Annotated in this window: 16 protein-coding genes; 2 read left to right on the top strand and 14 right to left on the bottom strand. The window is 76.1% G+C overall.

What is annotated here, in order from left to right; genetic code table 11:
• Positions 1 to 21 precede the first annotated feature (21 nt).
• The 10 genes from IE99_RS0111655 to IE99_RS32635 form a co-directional block, all read right to left on the bottom strand.
• A complete protein-coding gene (locus tag IE99_RS0111655) occupies positions 22 to 267 on the bottom strand; it encodes a hypothetical protein (protein WP_030168164.1) in 246 nt (81 codons plus the stop codon).
• A 98-nt stretch (positions 268 to 365) separates the two neighbouring features.
• Positions 366 to 1,247 (bottom strand): FHA domain-containing protein, encoded by an 882-nt coding sequence (locus IE99_RS0111650; RefSeq protein WP_030168161.1) that lies wholly within the window; start codon positions 1,245 to 1,247, stop codon positions 366 to 368.
• A 63-nt stretch (positions 1,248 to 1,310) separates the two neighbouring features.
• Positions 1,311 to 3,095, bottom strand: coding sequence for a sensor histidine kinase (locus IE99_RS0111645; protein WP_051712407.1), 1,785 nt, complete (start codon positions 3,093 to 3,095; stop codon positions 1,311 to 1,313).
• 3 nt (positions 3,096 to 3,098) lie between these two features.
• Positions 3,099 to 3,773, bottom strand: a complete 675-nt coding sequence (locus IE99_RS0111640; protein WP_030168155.1) for a response regulator transcription factor — start codon at positions 3,771 to 3,773, stop codon at positions 3,099 to 3,101.
• A gap of 4 nt (positions 3,774 to 3,777) precedes the next feature.
• A complete protein-coding gene (locus IE99_RS29060; protein ID WP_051712406.1) occupies positions 3,778 to 5,601 on the bottom strand; it encodes a histidine kinase in 1,824 nt (607 codons plus the stop codon).
• 105 nt (positions 5,602 to 5,706) lie between these two features.
• Entirely contained in the window at positions 5,707 to 6,510 is an 804-nt protein-coding gene (locus tag IE99_RS0111630; protein WP_030168150.1) for an SAM-dependent methyltransferase, read from the bottom strand.
• A gap of 34 nt (positions 6,511 to 6,544) precedes the next feature.
• Positions 6,545 to 7,777: an ABC transporter permease gene (locus IE99_RS0111625; RefSeq protein ID WP_051712405.1), complete on the bottom strand. Its 1,233-nt coding sequence runs from the start codon at positions 7,775 to 7,777 to the stop codon at positions 6,545 to 6,547.
• 11 nt (positions 7,778 to 7,788) lie between these two features.
• A complete protein-coding gene (locus tag IE99_RS0111620) occupies positions 7,789 to 8,478 on the bottom strand; it encodes an ABC transporter ATP-binding protein (RefSeq protein ID WP_030168143.1) in 690 nt (229 codons plus the stop codon).
• Positions 8,475 to 9,518: an efflux RND transporter periplasmic adaptor subunit gene (locus tag IE99_RS0111615; RefSeq protein ID WP_211258786.1), complete on the bottom strand. Its 1,044-nt coding sequence runs from the start codon at positions 9,516 to 9,518 to the stop codon at positions 8,475 to 8,477. The genes IE99_RS0111620 and IE99_RS0111615 overlap by 4 nt, the downstream gene beginning before the upstream one ends.
• Positions 9,515 to 10,045, bottom strand: a complete 531-nt coding sequence (locus IE99_RS32635; protein ID WP_211258785.1) for a hypothetical protein — start codon at positions 10,043 to 10,045, stop codon at positions 9,515 to 9,517. Before IE99_RS32635 ends, IE99_RS0111615 begins: the two co-directional genes overlap by 4 nt.
• A gap of 162 nt (positions 10,046 to 10,207) precedes the next feature.
• Between IE99_RS32635 and IE99_RS0111605 the strand changes: the two genes are divergently transcribed.
• Together IE99_RS0111605 and IE99_RS0111600 are read left to right on the top strand one after the other, a co-directional pair.
• Positions 10,208 to 10,864: a response regulator transcription factor gene (locus IE99_RS0111605; protein WP_030168135.1), complete on the top strand. Its 657-nt coding sequence runs from the start codon at positions 10,208 to 10,210 to the stop codon at positions 10,862 to 10,864.
• Entirely contained in the window at positions 10,861 to 12,063 is a 1,203-nt protein-coding gene (locus IE99_RS0111600) for a sensor histidine kinase (RefSeq protein ID WP_030168132.1), read from the top strand. Before IE99_RS0111605 ends, IE99_RS0111600 begins: the two co-directional genes overlap by 4 nt.
• A 15-nt stretch (positions 12,064 to 12,078) precedes the next feature.
• On the opposite strand, the gene IE99_RS0111595 is transcribed toward IE99_RS0111600, so the two are convergent.
• The 4 genes from IE99_RS0111595 to IE99_RS0111580 form a co-directional block, all read right to left on the bottom strand.
• Complete coding sequence (locus IE99_RS0111595; RefSeq protein WP_051712404.1) at positions 12,079 to 12,486, bottom strand: anti-sigma factor antagonist; 408 nt, start codon at positions 12,484 to 12,486, stop codon at positions 12,079 to 12,081.
• 204 nt (positions 12,487 to 12,690) lie between these two features.
• Positions 12,691 to 13,662 (bottom strand): acyl-CoA dehydrogenase family protein, encoded by a 972-nt coding sequence (locus IE99_RS0111590; RefSeq protein ID WP_051712403.1) that lies wholly within the window; start codon positions 13,660 to 13,662, stop codon positions 12,691 to 12,693.
• Positions 13,662 to 14,813 (bottom strand): acyl-CoA dehydrogenase family protein, encoded by a 1,152-nt coding sequence (locus IE99_RS0111585; RefSeq protein ID WP_030168123.1) that lies wholly within the window; start codon positions 14,811 to 14,813, stop codon positions 13,662 to 13,664. Before IE99_RS0111585 ends, IE99_RS0111590 begins: the two co-directional genes overlap by 1 nt.
• Entirely contained in the window at positions 14,810 to 16,087 is a 1,278-nt protein-coding gene (locus IE99_RS0111580) for a L,D-transpeptidase (RefSeq protein ID WP_084219441.1), read from the bottom strand. Before IE99_RS0111580 ends, IE99_RS0111585 begins: the two co-directional genes overlap by 4 nt.
• Between the last annotated feature and the right edge of the window lie 162 nt (positions 16,088 to 16,249).

The following is a 16,249-nucleotide window of genomic DNA, read 5'->3' as shown; positions in this document are numbered from 1 at the left end:
GGCCCCGCTCGGGGGTCCCGGTCAGCGCACCTCGCTCCCCCGGTCGACGTGGATCACCAGGCCCCCGCGCGGCACCGCGGTGAGCAGGGCGACGATCCAGTAGCCGTGGCCGCCCGGCCCGGCGGCGCCGTGCTCGGCGAACGCCATCAGGACGGCGGCGATGATGAGGCCGAGGCGGCTGACGAGGTCCGCCGCGAGGAAGGCGGCGGCGCCCCGCTCTCGGCGCGTCCGCAGGGCCCACCGGCGGGCCCGCGCGTTTCGGTTCATGTGTTCCTCCTGCTCTCCCGCGTTTCCGGACATGTCCCAGGATCCGGAGAACGGGCGCGCGCGTCCGGTCCCCGGTCGGGGACTGGACACGGCTCGGCTCACATGCAGCGCCGCCACGCGTACGCCTGGACCTCCAGCCAGTGGTCGTCCTCGAACAGCGCGAGATGGCGCCGCCCGATGATGTCGAAGTGGATGAGCGCGGCCGCGATGGCCGCCGCGCCCGCAGGCTTGCCGTCCGGCAGCAGCCTCCGGGAGACGAGCTTGCGGTGCAGGGCCTTGAGATGGTCGCGGATCTTCCCGGTGAGCAGGTCGCGGCGGTCCGGATCGCGCTCGATCGCGGCCAGGAGGTGCGCGGCCCGCGCGACCCGCAGCGCCCCGGCGCCGATCTCGGGGTAGGACGGCAGGGGGGACCGGCGGGACGGGTCGCGCAGCCACGGCTCGCACAGCAGCAGGGCCACCATGAAGCCCCGCGTGTCGGGCCGGAGCGTGATCCGCGCGACGGTGCTGGACCGGGAGCCGCCGCCGGGCGCGTGCGTGAACGGCTCCGCGGCGGGCGCCGCCGGGACCCGGACGAGGACGCCGCGGCGTTCCTGAAGCATCACCGCCGAACCGATCAGCGCGCTCCCGGCCGCCAGCAGGCACGCCTCGGCGGGTTCGCCGGGGACCCGCGGCCGCAGCCGCACGGGTTCGGGATGCTCGCCGGACCCGGGGTCGGCGAGGTTCCCGGTCCGGACGAGGAGGACGTGCTTGCGGCTGAGGTTGAGGATCCGGACGCCGCCGGGCTCCACCGCGATCTCCCCGACCCGCCGCGACATCCACCTGTCCCCGGCCCCGAAGGGCACGTCGACGTCCGGCCCGCGGCCGAAGGTGACGCGGTCGCCCGGCCCCAGCCGGCGCTCCGCCCCCTCCGGCGGGCTCACCTCGACGGCCCCGCCGTCGGCGTCGTCCAGCAGTTCCCCCGTGTGCCCGGTCTCCGCCATGGGGCCATGCTGGCGTCCGGGACGAGGCGGGGCGGGGCGGTCGGAGCGGCTGTCCTGATGCGGTCAGGAGACCGCCGGGAGCGTGATCGTCACGGTGGTGCCCGCGCCGGGGGCCGAGGTGACGGTGACGGTGCCGCGCAGGGCGCGGACGCGGTCGGTGAGGCCGTTGAGGCCGCCGCCGGAGGGCTGGTGGGCGGCGCCGCCCGCGCCGTCGTCGCGGACCTCCGCGACGACGGCGGCCGGGCCGGCCTCGACGGTCAGGGCGATGGTCGCGGCGCCGGCGTGCTTGACGGCGTTCGTCAGGGCCTCGCAGAGGGCGAAGTACAGGGTCGACTCGACCTCGGGCGGGAACCGGCGCGGCGGGACGGTGAGCCGGATCGGTGCCGCGCTCCGGCCGGCGACGGCGGCGAGGGCCGGGCCGAGGCCCGCCTCGGTGAGCAGCGCCGGGTGGACGCCTCGGGCCAGGTCGTCCAGCTCGGCGGCGGCCTCGGCGAGCTCGGCGCGGCAGCGGTCGGCGAGGGCGCGGGCGGCCGGGTCGTCCGCGGCCCGCGCGAGGGCGGCGAGGCGGCCGTCCAGCGTGCGGAGCCGGCGGCGGGCGCTCGCCTGGAGGTCGGCGGCGAGCCGTTCGCGCTCGGCGGCCTGGACGCGGACGAGGTGCTCCCCGGCGGCGCGGGCGCGCTCCAGGTGCGCCCGCGCGGTGGCCTGCAGCCGGGCGGCCTCCAGGGCGCGGCCGCCCGCGGCGAGCGCCGCCGCGACGAGGGGCTCGTGGCCGCGGAGCGCACCGGAGAGGTCGACGATCGCGAGCGGCTCCCCCGCCGACGTGCGGACCTCGTGCCGCAGGCGGCCCGGCGGGTCCGGGCCGGGCGCGGCGCCGGGCCGCGCGGTGTCGACGCGGCGGCCCGCGACGTCCACGTGGACATCGTCGGCGGGCACCCAGAACCACAGGTCGAGGGACTCGTCGTGCAGCACGCCGCGCAGCGCGTCGCGGACCTTCTCCAGGGTGACGGGCGGCGCGGCGAGGCGCTGCATGCGCTCGGCGACGGTCAGCTCGGCGAGGCGGCCGCGCAGCCCGGTGCCGAGGAACACCAGCGGCAGCACGGCCGCGAACAGGCTCTGGATCAGGTAGGCGCGCTCGACGTCGGCGAGCGTGATGCCGCGGGCCATGATGGAGTTCTGGCTCCAGACGCCCGCGACGACGATGACGCTGATGGCGAGCGCGACCGGCGCCGTCAGCGGGCGGTCCAGCCGGCCCGTGCGGGGCAGCCGCGCCAGCAGCAGGACGACCAGGGCGCCCGCGAGGGTGATCAGCAGGGCCGTCATGGTGCCCAGCGTCCAGTCGAACACCGCGTGGTGCGGCGCCACGGACGGCCAGGTCGCGTCCGGCGCGAACCCGTTCCATTCGGGACGCGACAGCAGGCACAGCGCGAGCTGGCCGCCGAACAGGACGGCGGCGCACGCGATCACCCAGAGGCGTTCGGCGGGGCGGGTGAGGCGGCCCGCCGGGTAGAGCAGCACGGCCGCCCCGACGAGGGTGTAGAAGGCCGACTGCGCGAACACCGAGACGAGCGGGGCGGGGCCGGTGTTCCACGCGGCGAGCCACAGCAGCGCCCAGAAGCCGGACCCGGCGAGGAACAGCGCGCCCGTCCGGCGGCCGGTCCGCCCGGCGGCCAGCACACCGCCCGCGACGGCGAGGCCCGCGCAACCCGGCAGGGTGACCGCGGCGGCACCCGGGTGCGCGCGCCAGTACGGCCAGCCGCACAGCAGCGCGGCGGTCGCGACCGCGGCGCCCGCGGCGGCGGCGCGCCGGACCCCGGGGCCGAACCAGGCCGGCCAGCCGGACGGCCGCACCGGTCAGCGGGTCTCGGCGGCGCGCAGCCAGGTCAGCACCGCGAGCACCCGTTTGTTGGTGTCCTGCGGGCCGTCCGGTCCGCCGGACGCGGTGATCCGCAGCTTGGTGAAGATGGCGCGGACGTGGTCCTCGACGGTCCGCGCCGACAGGTGCAGGCGGCGGCCGATGCCCGCGTTCGAGTGGCCCTCCGCCATCAGCCCGAGGACGTCCCGCTCGCGTTCCGACAGCCGCGCCAGCTCCCGCCGGTGGTGCCGGGCCTCGACGAGCCGCGACACCACGTCCGGGTCGATGACGACCTCGCCGCGCCGCACCCGCTCCAGCGCGGAGCGGAGCACCTCGACGTCGGTGACGTGGTCCTTCAGCAGGTAGCCGACACCGCGCGGCCGGTCGCGGAACAGCTCGAGCGCCTGCGGGGTCTCGTTGAACGCCGACAGGACGAGCACGCCGATGCGGGGGTCGCGGACCTGCAGCCGGCGGGCGAGGACGACGCCCTCGTTGGTGTGGGTGGGCGGCATGTGCAGGTCGACGATCGCGACGTCGGGCGGGTCGACGGCGACGCGGGTGAACAGCTCGTCGCCGGTCGCGGCGGACGCGACGACCTCGATCCCGACCGTCGTGAGCAGGGTCTCGAGGGCCTGCCGGAAGATGCCGCTGTCCTCCGCCAGGGCCACCCTCATCGGGCTACTCGCATGGCAGGACCATCCTCACCGTCGTGCCCGTACCGGGGCCGCCGTCGATCTCCAGGTGACCGCGCAGCGCGCCGACGCGTCCGGCCAGGTCCGCGGCGGGGCCGACGGGGATCTCCCCGTCGAGGCCCACCTCGGCGACCAGCCGTGGCCCGGAGGGACGGACGCACACCGTCACCCGGGTCGCGCCCGCGCGTTCGACAGCGTACGACAAGGTCTCGCACAGCAGGCCGTAGAGCGCGGATTCCCGGTCGGGCGGGAGGCGGCCGGTCGGCACGTCCAGGACGACGCGGACGCCGATCCGCTCGGCGGCGACCTCCAGGGCGGGGCCGAGGCCGTCCTGGACGAGCAGCGCGGGCCGGACCTCGCGGGCGAGGGCCCGCAGCTCGGCGAGGGCGGTCATCAGCTCGCGGCGGCAGCCGGCGGTGTGGCGCTTGACGGCGGGGTCGGTGGTGACGGCCTCCAGCGTGCCGAGCATCGCGCCGAGCGCGAGGAGCCGCTGCTGGGCGCCGTCGTGCAGGTCGCGGGCGAGCCGTTCGCGTTCGGCGGCCTCGGCCCGGACGAGCCGTCCGTAGGCGGCGCGGACCCGTTCGAGGTTCGCGTGGACGGCCGCCTGCAGCCGCGCGGTCTCCAGGGCCCGGCCGCCGGCGGCGAGCGCGGCCTCGACGAGGGACGCGTGGTCGCGGAGCGCGCCGCCGAACTCGACGACGGCGAGGGGCCCGCCGTCGTCGGCGCGGACCGTCCGGCGCCAGCGGTCCCCCGGCTCCGCACGGCCGGATCCGGCCAGACGGCTGGCGCCGGATCCGGCCACACGGGCGGCGCCGGATCCGGTCAGGTCGGCGGGGCGGCCGGACGCGTCGACGTAGGCGCGTTCGGCGGGCGCCCAGAACCACAGTTCCAGGGTCGGGTCGCGCAGGACGTCCCGGAGGGCGGCGCGGACCCGCTCCACGGTGACGGGCGCGGTGAGCCGCAGCATCCGTCCCGCGACGGTCAGCTCGGCGATCCGCAGCCGCAGCCCGGACGCGAGGAGCGTGCACGGGATCAACGTGGCGACCGCGCCCTGGACGGCGTAGACGTGCAGCAGGTCGGCCAGCGCGATCGACGGTTCCATCACGGGCCGCTGGGTGAGCGCGGCGGAGAGCCCGACGAACGCGAGCGCCGCCGTGACCGGCAGCGTGAGCAGCCGTTTGAAGCGCCCCATGCGCGGCAGGCGCAGCAGCAGGACTGCGGCGAACGACAGCGCCAGGAACACGTAGAGCGCGGCCGACGCGCGCAGCGCGGTCTCGAACGCCCCGGCGTCGGGGAAGGGGGCGGGCCACCACACGGTCGATCCGTGGAACGCCGCCCACTCCGGCTCGGAGGTGACCCACAGCGCGGTCGGCCCGCCCATGAGGATCAGCACCGCGAGGACCGTCCAGATCCGGTCGGCGGTGTACTCCAGGCGGCCGTCGGGGTACATGAGCACCCCGACGCCGAGGGCGAGGAAGAAGCCGGCCTGCGCGTAGGGCGACAGGATCGGCCCCGCGTACGCGTCCCAGCTCGCCAGCCAGTTCACCGCCCAGCAGACGGACGCGGCGAGGAACAGCAGCCCGGTCCGGCGGGTGCGGCCGCCGGTGGCGAGCAGGACGCCCTGCGCCGCGATGCCCGCGCAGCAGCCGAGGGTGACCGCGGCGGCGGCCGGGTGCCCGCGCCAGTACGGCCAGCCCGCGCCGAGCGCGAGCGCCGCCACCGCGAGGCCGGCGGCGAGCGCCCGCCGTGCCTCGCGGCCGAACCACGGGGGCGTGCGGCGCCGCGCCGGGACGGAGATCACCGAGATCACCCTCTCCATGGTCGGACCCGCGGGCGCGGCCGGGCACCGGGAAGGCACGGGGGCGGCCCCGTGGTTTCCCGGTCCCGCGGCCGGTGTCCCGGAGCCGGGTGCCGGTCAGGTGCGGCGGCCGACTCCGGCCAGGGTGAAGGTGCGCCGCGGATCGTCGGGGCCGGGGTCGCCGTCGTCGGGCCGCCACGTCGAGGTGTAGGTGAGGCCCGGCTCCAGGAGCTCGAACGGCGCGACGACGTCGAGCAGCTGCGCGCGGGTCCGGCCGCGGAAGTGCCCGGCGGACGGCTCGAAGGCGCGGTCGACGTCGTCGCCGGCGGCGGGCTCGGGGTCCTGCGTGATGTGGGTGAAGACGAGGTGGCTGCCGGGGGCGAGCGCGTCGTGCAGCCGCCGGACGACCCCGGCCGCCGCCGCGTTGTCGCCGATGAAGTGCAGCACCCGGTCGAGGACGACGGCGACGGGGCGGCCGAAGTCGATCCGGCCGCGGACCGCCGGGTCGGCGACGACGGCGTCCGGCCGCAGCGGGTCGACGTGCGCGACGGCGGTCCGCGCGACCCCGGTGAGCAGGGCCCGCGCGTGCGCCAGCACGACGGGGTCGCCGTCGGCGAACACGACGGTCGCGTCCGGCGCGATGCCGGCGGCGACCTCGTGCACGTTTCCGCGCGCCGGGAGCTTGGTGCCGATGTCGATGAACTGCCGGACGCCCTCCCGCGCGAGGAGGCGGACGGCGCGCCCGATGAACGCGTGGTTCGCGCGCGCCGCCGCCCGCGCCTCGGGGATCACCTCGAGCAGCCGCTCGGCCACCTCCCGGTCGGGCGCGTAGTGGTCCTTGCCGCCGAGCAGGTAGTCGTAGATCCGCGCCGTGTTGGGGGTGCTCAGATCGGCGCGGGGGGTGCTCCGCTCGTCGGCCATGGACTTCTCCGATCGTTCCGAGACCCCGATCGTCTCATGGGGCGGCCAGTGCGTCCGTGGGCGGCAGCCGCGCGGCGCGGACGGCGGGGTACAGGCCGGCGACGGCTCCGATCAGGAGGGTGGCGAGGACGCCGCCCGCCATCGCCCAGGGCGGCACCACCGCCGGCCAGCCCTGGGAGACCGCGAACACGGCGGTGACCGCGATGCCGAGGACGACGCCGCCGACCCCGCCGAGCGCGGCGAGCAGCTGCGACTCGGTGAGGAACTGCAGCCGGATCTGGCCGCGCGTCGCGCCGAGCGAGCGGCGCAGGCCGATCTCGGCGCGGCGCTCCAGCACGGAGATCACCATGGTGTTGGCGACGCCGACGCCGCCGACGAGCAGCGCGACCCCGCCGAGGCCGAGGAGCAGGCCGGTGAACGTCCGGTCGGCGGCGTTCTGGGCGGCGAGCGCGTCGGAGGGGCGGCTCACCTCCACCTCGTTCGGCGCCTCCGGGCCGGCGGTGGCGGCGAGCACCTCCCGGACGTCGTCGACGCGCCCCTTGCCGGCGCGCGTGTAGATCATGGTGGGGTGGCCGTCGAAGCCGAGGTGGGACCGCGCGGCCTCCCAGCCGACGAGCGCGGCCGCGTCCAGCTCGGGGACGAGCCGGTTCGGCTCCAGGATCCCGACGACGGTGAACCACCGCGATCCGAGCCACACCTGCGTGTTCGGGCCGAAGACGCCGAGCCGGGCCGCCGCGTCGGTGCCGAGGACGACCGCCGGGTAGCGGGCCGTGCCCGCGTTCAGCCACGTCCCCGCCGCCAGGTCCAGGCCGGCGGTCCGGGGCAGGTCGAGGCGGGCCGCGGACACCGTGATGCCGCCGGTCTCCGCCTCCGGGACGCGGTCGTTGCGGAACACGTTGACGCCCTCCAGCCTCCCCGTCGCGGACGCGGACTCGACGCCCGCGATCCGCGCGACCATCCCGACCGACTCCGCCGGCAGCTTCGCGTCGTCGCCGAAGAAGTCGCGTCCGGGCCCGACGGTCAGCAGGTTCGTGCCGAGCCGGTCCAGGGTCTCCTGAAGCTGGGCGCGGCTGGACGCGGAGACCCCCACCACGCCGATCATCGCCGCGATGCCGATCGCGATGCCGAAGGCGGACAGGAACACCCGCAGCGGGCGGGACCGCAGCCCGGCGGCGCCGGTCCGCAGCACGTCGGCGGGGCCGAGCCGCGGCGGCGCGTCGTCGGCGCGTCCTCCCAAGGCGCGCCCGATCACCGCGCGTCCCCTCATCACGCGCGCCCTCATCGCGCGGCCTCCGCCGGCGCCGCGTCCCGGACGATCCGCCCGTCGCGCATCCCGACCCGGCGGGGCAGCCGCGCCGCGATGTCGCGGTCGTGGGTGATGAGCACGACGGCGGTGCCGCCGCCCGCGAGTTCGCGAAGCAGCTCGACGACCCCGTCGCCGGACGCGGTGTCGAGCGCGCCGGTCGGCTCGTCGGCGAGCAGCAGCGCGGGCTCCCCGACGACGGCGCGGGCGATCGCGACCCGCTGCCTCTCACCGCCGGACAGCTGGTGCGGCCGGTGCCCGAGGCGGTGCCCCAGCCCGACGCGCTCCAGCGCGGCGCGGGCGCGCCGCCGCCGTCCGGCGAGGGGCACGCCCCGGTACAGCAGCCCGTCCGCGACGTTGTCGAGGGCGCTGACCCCGGCGGCGAGATGGAACTGCTGGAACACGAACCCGATCCGGCGGGCGCGCAGCGCCGACAGCCGCCGGTCCGGCAGCCGGGACGCGTCCCGGCCCTCGACGAGGACGGTGCCGGAGCTCGGCCGGTCCAGCGTGCCGAGCAGGTGCAGCATCGTCGACTTGCCCGATCCGGACGGCCCGGCGATCGCGACGAGCTCCCCCGCCGCGACGGTCAGGGAGACGGCGTCCAGCGCGGTCACGCCGCCCGGGTAGGTCTTGGTGACCTCCCGCAGCTCCACGACCGGGGTCATGCCGGCACCCCCACCGTCACGCCCTCGGCGAGCCCCCGGCCCGAGACCTCGACCTTGCCGCCGGTGAAGACGCCCGTCTCGACGGGCACGGTGCGGACCCGGCCGTCCTGGACGACCTGCACCGCGTAGCCGCCGTCGCCCTGCGCGAGCAGCGCCCCGACCGGCACGGCGAGGACGTCCGCGTGCCGCCCGGCGGTGAGCCGGACCGTGACGGGCGCCTTGTCGTAGGAGCCGAGGGACCTCTGGCCGGGCACCGCGATCTCGACCTCGATCGTCGTGGGGTCCTCCCCCCGGCCCTCCGTCGCCACCTTCCCGACGGAGGTGATCCTTCCCTTCGTGGTGCCGCCTCCCGGGAGCTCGACCTCCACCTCCGCTCCCTTCTTCGCGAGCCGCTGGTACCGCACGTCGAGGTCGACACTGACGACCCGGGTGGTGCCGGTGCAGGTGAGGACGGCCCCGCCGGCGCGGGTCCCGACGGCGGCCTTCCGCTCCGCCACCCGGACCCGGCCGGACGCGACCGCGACGGACCCGGGCGCCACCCGGCCCGTCTCGTCCATGCCGAGGTCCTCCTGCCATTCCCGGACGGCCGCGGCGGTCCCGGCGGTGAACTCCCGGTCCACCGTGAAGCCGGTGTAGCCCAGCGCGGCGAGGTTGCGCTCGAGCTGCCGGACGTCGGTGCCCTCCGCGCCCTGCGCCAGGGTCCGGTACACCGGCAGCGACCCGTACAGCAGGGGCACCGGCCGGTTGTCGATCCTGTAGAGGGGACGGCCCCGGGAGACGACCGCGCCCTCCCCGGGCAGCCACGTGATGGTCCCGCGCCCGGTGGACGCGACGGTGGCGGCGGTTCCGTAGCCGAGGGTGCCGTCGACCTCCTGGGTCTCGGTCAGCGTCGTGCGCTCGACGGGCGCCGTCGCGGGCGGCCGCGCGCCGCGCGCCGCCGCCGGTTCGCCGCCGCCGCCGAGGCCCGCGGTGGCGAGCCCCGCGCCGCCCGCGACGACCGCTCCCGCGGCCCCGAGGGCGGCCGTGCGCTTCCCGATCATCCGCCGCTCCCGCCCGGCGCGACCCTGCCGCCGCCCGGCGCGTGCCTGCGGCACGCCTTCTCGGCGTCCTTGAACTCCCGGCTCTCCGGGTCCAGACCCGATCCCTTGCGGGCCTCGATCCGCACGCCGCCGTCGGGCTGCGGGTCGGGGAAGCTCGTGACGCCGTTGTCCCGCATGCACTTGGAGAACGCCCGCTGCTTCGCCGTGTCCTCCGGGCTGAGCCTCTTCGGCCTGCCGCCGCCCGGCATCAGATGCCGGCACTTCTTCTGCGCCGCCTCGATCTTCCCGTCTCCCCCGGGCGAGCCCTGTCCGGGACGGGCGGACGCCCTGATCTCGATACGCCCGTCCACGCCCGGGTCCTGCATGTCCACGCCGTTCTTCCGCATGCACTGGGCGAACTCGCGCATCTTGTCCTGGTCGCTCTTCCCCCCGGCCGGTCCCTCGTCCGCCCCGCCGCCCCCGCAGCCCTGCGCCCCGAGGGCCAGCGCCGGGGCGAGGAGCAGCGCCGCGATCATCCGTCGCCGCATCGTCGTCCTCCTGTCGTCCCGCCGCGGCACGCGCGCCGCGGCGGCGTCCCGAAGTCCATCCGGGCGGCGGTAACCCCGGCGTAACCGGATCGCGTTATGCCGGCGTTACGCCCCGCGCGCCAGGCTGTGCGACGGAACGGACGCGGGGAAGGGGACGGCCGGGTGCGCGTACTGATCGCCGAGGACGAGCGGATGCTCGCCGATTCGATCGCCGAGGGCCTGCGGGCCGAGGCCCTCGCCGTGGACGTGGTGTACGACGGGGACGCCGCGCTGGAGCGGCTCGGCGTCAACGACTACGACGTCCTCGTCCTGGACCGGGACCTGCCCGTCGTCCACGGCGACGACGTGTGCCGGGCGGTCGTGGAGTCGGGGGCGCTGGTCCGCGTGCTGATGCTGACCGCCGCGGTCGCCGTCCCGGCGCGCGTGGAGGGGTTCCGCATCGGCGCGGACGACTACCTCACCAAGCCGTTCGCGTTCGCGGAGCTCGTCGCCCGCGTCCACGCGCTCGGCCGCCGCGCCCGGCCCGCCGACCCGCCGCTGCTGGAGCGGGCCGGGATCCGGCTCGACCCGGCCCGCCGCGAGGTGCAGCGCGACGGCCGGTACGTCCACCTCGCTCGCAAGGAGTTCGGGCTGCTCGCCGAGCTGCTGCGCGCGGACGGCGCGGTGGTGTCCGCCGAGCGGCTCCTGGAGAAGGTGTGGGACGAGCACACCGACCCGTTCACCAACACCGTCCGGGTGACCCTGATGAAGCTGCGCCGCAGGCTCGGCGACCCGCCGGTCATCGAGACCGTCCCGGGAGCGGGGTACCGGATCCGATGACACCGCTCACCACACGGGTCCGGCTCACCATCCGGATGCGGCTCATGCTGCTGTACACGGGGCTGTTCCTGTCCGCCGGAGTCGTCCTGCTGGGTCTCACCTACATCCTGGTGAAGGCGAACCTGCAGCAGAACGGGCCGATCCGCGTCGACTCCACCCGCGCGCTCGGCGGCGAGCAGGAGGTGCTCCCGGGCGGCCACGCGCTCCCGCGGCCCGGCGCCGCCGTGACCACCGAGAGGTTCCAGGGCGTGCTCGTCCGGACGCGCGCGGACGCGCAGAAGGAGACCCTGAACTCGCTGCTCACCCAGGGCGGCATCGCGCTCGCCGTGGTCGGCGCGTTCGGGCTCGGCCTCGGCTGGCTGCTCGCCGACCGCGCGCTGCGGCCCGTCCACACCATCACCGAGACGGCCCGGCGGGTCGCGCGCAGCCACGACCTCACCGAGCGGATCGCCTACGAGGGCCCCCGCGACGACGTGAAGGAGCTCGCCGACACCTTCGACACCATGCTGGAGCGGCTGGCCCGGTCGTTCGACGGGCAGCGCCGCTTCGTCGCGAACGCCTCGCACGAGCTGCGCACGCCCCTCGCGATCAACCGGACGCTCGTGGACGTCGCGCTCCGCCGCCCCGACGCCGGCGAGGACGTCAGGCGGCTCGGGGAGGCCCTGCTCGTCGTGAACGGCCGGCACGAGCGGCTCATCGACGGGATGCTGACCCTCGCGACCGGCGAGAACGCGGTGACCGACACGAGCCCGCTCGACCTCGCCGACGTGGCCGCGCACGTCCTCGACCAGGCCGCCGGGGAGGCGCGCGAACGGGGCGTCACCGCGGACCGGCGGCTCGGCCCCGCCCCGACCGCCGGGGACCCGGTGCTCATCGAGCGGCTCGTCCAGAACCTGGTGGAGAACGCGATCCGGCACAACCGCGACGGCGGCGGGCTGTCGGTCGCGACGCGGGTGAGGGACGGGCGGGCGGAGCTGGCCGTCGGCAACACCGGCCCCGTCGTCCCGCCCTACGAGATCGAGACGATCTTCGAGCCGTTCCGCCGGCTCGGCACCGACCGGGTCCGCTCGGACCGGGGCGCCGGGCTGGGCCTCTCGATCGTCCGCGCCACCGCCGCCGCGCACGGCGGGACGGTCACCGCGGCCCCGCGCCGGGGCGGTGGCCTGGACGTCACCGTCGGCCTCCCCCTTCGGACGTGACCGGCCGGGGGATCGTCAGCGCGGGCGCGGTGCGGCCGGGCCGGGCCGCGCGGGGGTGCCCGGTCCCGGGCCGCCGTCGCGGAGCGCGTCGAGCGCCGCGTCCAGCGAGTCGTGGATCGTGAGGCGCTGGTCCAGATTGGTGATCTGCAGGACGCGGGACACCTGCCCGCTCAGCGGACCGACGAGCGCGGCGCCCCCGCCGCGCCCCTCCGCGGCGAGGTAGAACCGCAGCAGCAGGCTCAGGCCGCTGGAGTCGAGGAAGGTCAGCGGCGCGAGGTCGAACACCAGGTGCTCCCCGTGTTCGCGCCGGACGTCGCGGATCTTCCGCTCGACCTCCTGCACGCAGGGCAGCGACAGGTCGCCCGACAGCGTGATCACGGCGGCCGGGCCCTCGGCGCGGCCGGTCACGGTGCACACGGACATCGTCCCCCCTCTCCGAAGGGTTCTTCCCCCTGGCTGCGGATGGGGGAAACGCCGGGGCCGCCCGGAGGCGGCGCGACGCGTCCCGTCCGGTTCCGGCCGATCGCCCTTCCGGTGCCGCGACATGATCCCCAGAGTCGCCGGATGCGCGTTTCGGGGGTGGCATATCGGCGCGTTTCGGGGTCCGGGGGAAGGGGGCGGCCGGGGTCAGGCGTCGCGGGTCAGGAGGGGCCAGAGTCCCGGGCCGCCCGCGGCCAGGGCGTGGTCGGCGGCGCTCTCGGCCCATTCGGCCTCGCCGCCGAACTCGTCCCGCCAGGCCCACAGCCGGGTGGTGACGTGCCGCAGCGGGTGCTCGTCGGTGCAGCCGAGGGCGCCGTGGACCTGATGGGCGAGCCGCGCGACCGTCCCGGCCGCCGCGCCCGCGGACGCCTTCGCCGCCGCGACGGGCAGGCCGGCGGGGCGGCGGGCGGCGGCCTGCACGGCGACCGTCGCGAGCAGCGTCTCACCGGCCATCTCCGCCAGATGGTCCTGGACGGCCTGGAACGCCGCCAGCGGGCGCCCGAACTGCTCCCGCTCCCTCGCGTACCGGACGGACAGTTCCAGGGCGCGCTCCATCGCGCCCGCCATCAGCGCCGCACGGGCGAGCGCCCCGCGCTCGCGGAACTCTTGCGCGCCGGCCGGAGCGGGGTGGCGCCGGAGGGCGCCGGGATCGCGCAGCCGGACCGTGTCGCGGGGTTCCCCCGCGAGGTTGGCGCCGTCCTCGACGTCGTAGGCGTCGCGGGGCGCGTAGAGCATCTCGTCCGGGGTGAGGATCACGAGGCCGGCGGCGTGCCCGGCCCAGGGGACGCGGCGCAGGACGTCCGGGGGGCCGTCCGCGAGGGCGGCGGTCAGGGGGCCGGACGGGACGTCCGCGCCGCATCCCGCCAGCAGCCATCCGGCGAGCAGCGCCGTCTCCGCGACGGGCACGGCGGCGGCGTGCCGGCCGAGGACCCGCAGCGCCTCGACCGCGGCCGGGAGGTCGCCTCCCGCTCCGCCGCGCTCCTCCGGAACGGGCAGCAGCGTGACGCCCATCTCCTCCAGCGCGTCCCAGAGCCGGGGGTTCCAGTTCGCGTCCGGGTCGGCGTACCGGGCGCAGGCGGCGGCGACGCTCGCGGTCAGGGCCTCGGTGACATCGTCCATCAGCTCTCCCGCGTGAGGGCCTTGGCCACGACGCCGCGCAGGATCTCGTTCGTCCCGCCGCGCAGCGTGAACCCGGGCGCGTGCAGCACCGACTCGGCGAGCAGCCGGGCCAGGGGGTCGGACGACAGGAGGTCGGGCTCGACCCGGACGAGCATCCGCACCGTGTCGATCAGCGCGCCCTCGAACCGGGTGCCGAGGTCCTTGACCAGCGCCGCCTCCGTCGCGGGCTGCGCCCCCTCGGCGAGGCGGGCGGCGACGGCCAGCGACATCCGCCGCAGCGCCCACAGCCGCGCGACCACCGCGCCGAGCCGCGCCCGGTCCGGGCAGCCCCGGGCGGCGAGCCGGTCGACGGCCGCGGTGAGCAGCGGGAACGTGCTGAGGATCCGCTCCGGTCCGCTGCGCTCGAACGCCAGCTCGCCGGTGACCTGCCGCCAGCCGTCGCCGAGCGTGCCGAGGACGCGGTCGTCCGGGACGAACACATCGGTGAGGACGACCTCGTTGAAGTGGTGCTCGCCGGTCAGCAGCCGGATCGGCCGGATCTCCACGCCGGGCGCGGCGAGGTCGACGATGAGCTGGCTGAGCCCCGCGTGGCGGGCGGGCTCGGGCGGGCCGGTCCTGACCAGCGCGATCATGGCCTGGGCGAGGTGCGCGCCGCTCGTCCAGACCTTGGTGCCCGTGACGCGCCAGCCGCCGGGGGCCCGCACGGCCCGGGTGCGGACGGACGCGAGGTCGGAGCCGGAGTCCGGTTCCGACATGCCGATCGCGAAGGAGATCTCGCCGCGCGCGATGCCGGGCAGGTAGGCGCGCCGCTGCTCCTCCGTCCCGTACCTGAGCAGGGCGGGGCCGGACTGCCGGTCCGCGATCCAGTGGGCCGCGACCGGCGCGCCGGCGGCGAGCAGCTCCTCGGTGACGGCGAACCGGGCGAGGAACCCGGCGCCGGAGCCGCCGTACTCGGGCGGGAAGGCCATCCCGATCCAGCCGCGCTCGCCGAGCCGGCGGCTGAAGTCCGCGTCCCAGCCGGCGAGCCAGTTGTCGCTGCGGGGGACGATCCGCCCGGCGCCGATCTCGGCTGCGAGGAACTCGCGGACCTCGCGCCGCAGGCCGTCCAGCCCGGGGGGCGGGACGGCCGCGGCGAGGGAGGGCGCGGTCACCCGGTGGTGACGGTCCGGTTCAGGGCGCTGCCCTTCACCCACTTGCTCCACGGCATCTGGTAGTAGCTCCAGCCGTTGTTCCAGTCGAGGCGGCGCTTGGTGCCGGTGATGACGACGACGTCGCCGCGGTAGGACCAGTTGTAGAACCAGCGGGCGGCGGCGGGCGGGGAGTTCACGCAGCCGTGGCTGACGTTCCGCCGGCCCTGCGCCCACACGGTGGCGGCCATGGAGTGGACGTACTCGCCGCTGTTGGAGATCCGCACCGCGTGCGGGATGACCTCGCGGTAGCCGCCGTTCTTCTTGTCCTTGGGGTCGACGCCCATCCACTCCGACGTCATGATCGCCGGGTTCTCCTTGCCCATCGTGAGATGGACGCCGCTGGTGGTGAGGTAGGTGTCGACGCCGTTGACGACGCGGCCGCCCTTGCCGGCGCTGATCGGCCAGCTCTTGACCTTCACGCCGTTCTTCTTGGCGACGGCGCGCTTGGTCTTCGTGCTGACGGTGAGGACGTGCGAGTCGCCGATGGAGAAGCGGCGGGTGAGGTCGGACGTCCCGTAGGTGCGCTTGCCGGACTTGACGCCCGCCAGCTTCGCGGTGAACGTCACCCGCTGGTTGGGCTGCCAGTACTCGCCGTTCTTCGTCCGGAAGATCACCGTGCTGGGGCTGACCCAGTACCAGGCGCCGGTGGCGGGCTTGGTGGACCTGACCTCAAGGGCCTTCTCCACGGCCTTCTTGTCGGCGACCGGCCGGTTGAAGGTCACCTGGATCGGCATGCCGACGCCGACCTTCTCGCCCTTGGACGGGGTGACGTCGGTGATCTCCAGCGCGTTCGCCGCCCTGACGGTGGCGAAGGTGGCGTTCACCGTCGTCGTCTTGCCCTTGGGGTTGGCCGCGACCGCGGTCACCTGGTAGCGCGTGCCGGGTTTCAGCGTCCGCGACTTCCAGCCCGTCTTGTCCGCGGTCATCGCGCCCTCGACCGGCTTGCCCTTGCCGGTCAGGGTGACCTGCTGGAGGGTCCCGCCCGCGGCGGTGACGACGACGCCGGCCTCGGGGGCCGCCTTGCCGTTCCCGTTGCCGGGATTGATCGTCACCTGGGGGGCGGAGGCGTCGCCCTCGCCGCCGACCGTGACGCCGTCGTCCTTCTTCTCGCCGCCGGAGCAGGCCGCCGTCAGGAGCAGCACGGCCCCCGCGACCCCCGTCCCGGCCCGAAACCTTGCGGAATGCACCCGCTGCACCGCGAACCTCCAGTACCCCGCCGTCTGTCCGGCAGACATTAGCGGCAAAATCCGTCGATCATGCCATGACCACGGATTTTCATGGGCGGCCGAGATCAAAGCGTTGCAAGGAGGGCATTTCACGTGACATGGGTCACGCCCGGACCGGGGTCCGGGCGTGACGTCGCGTTCAGGTCCTTGGTACCACCGCGCCGCCCGCGG

The organism is Spirillospora albida, from assembly GCF_000718255.1.
GTDB lineage: Bacteria > Actinomycetota > Actinomycetes > Streptosporangiales > Streptosporangiaceae > Spirillospora > Spirillospora albida.
This window is presented reverse-complemented; position numbering and strand designations above follow the sequence as displayed.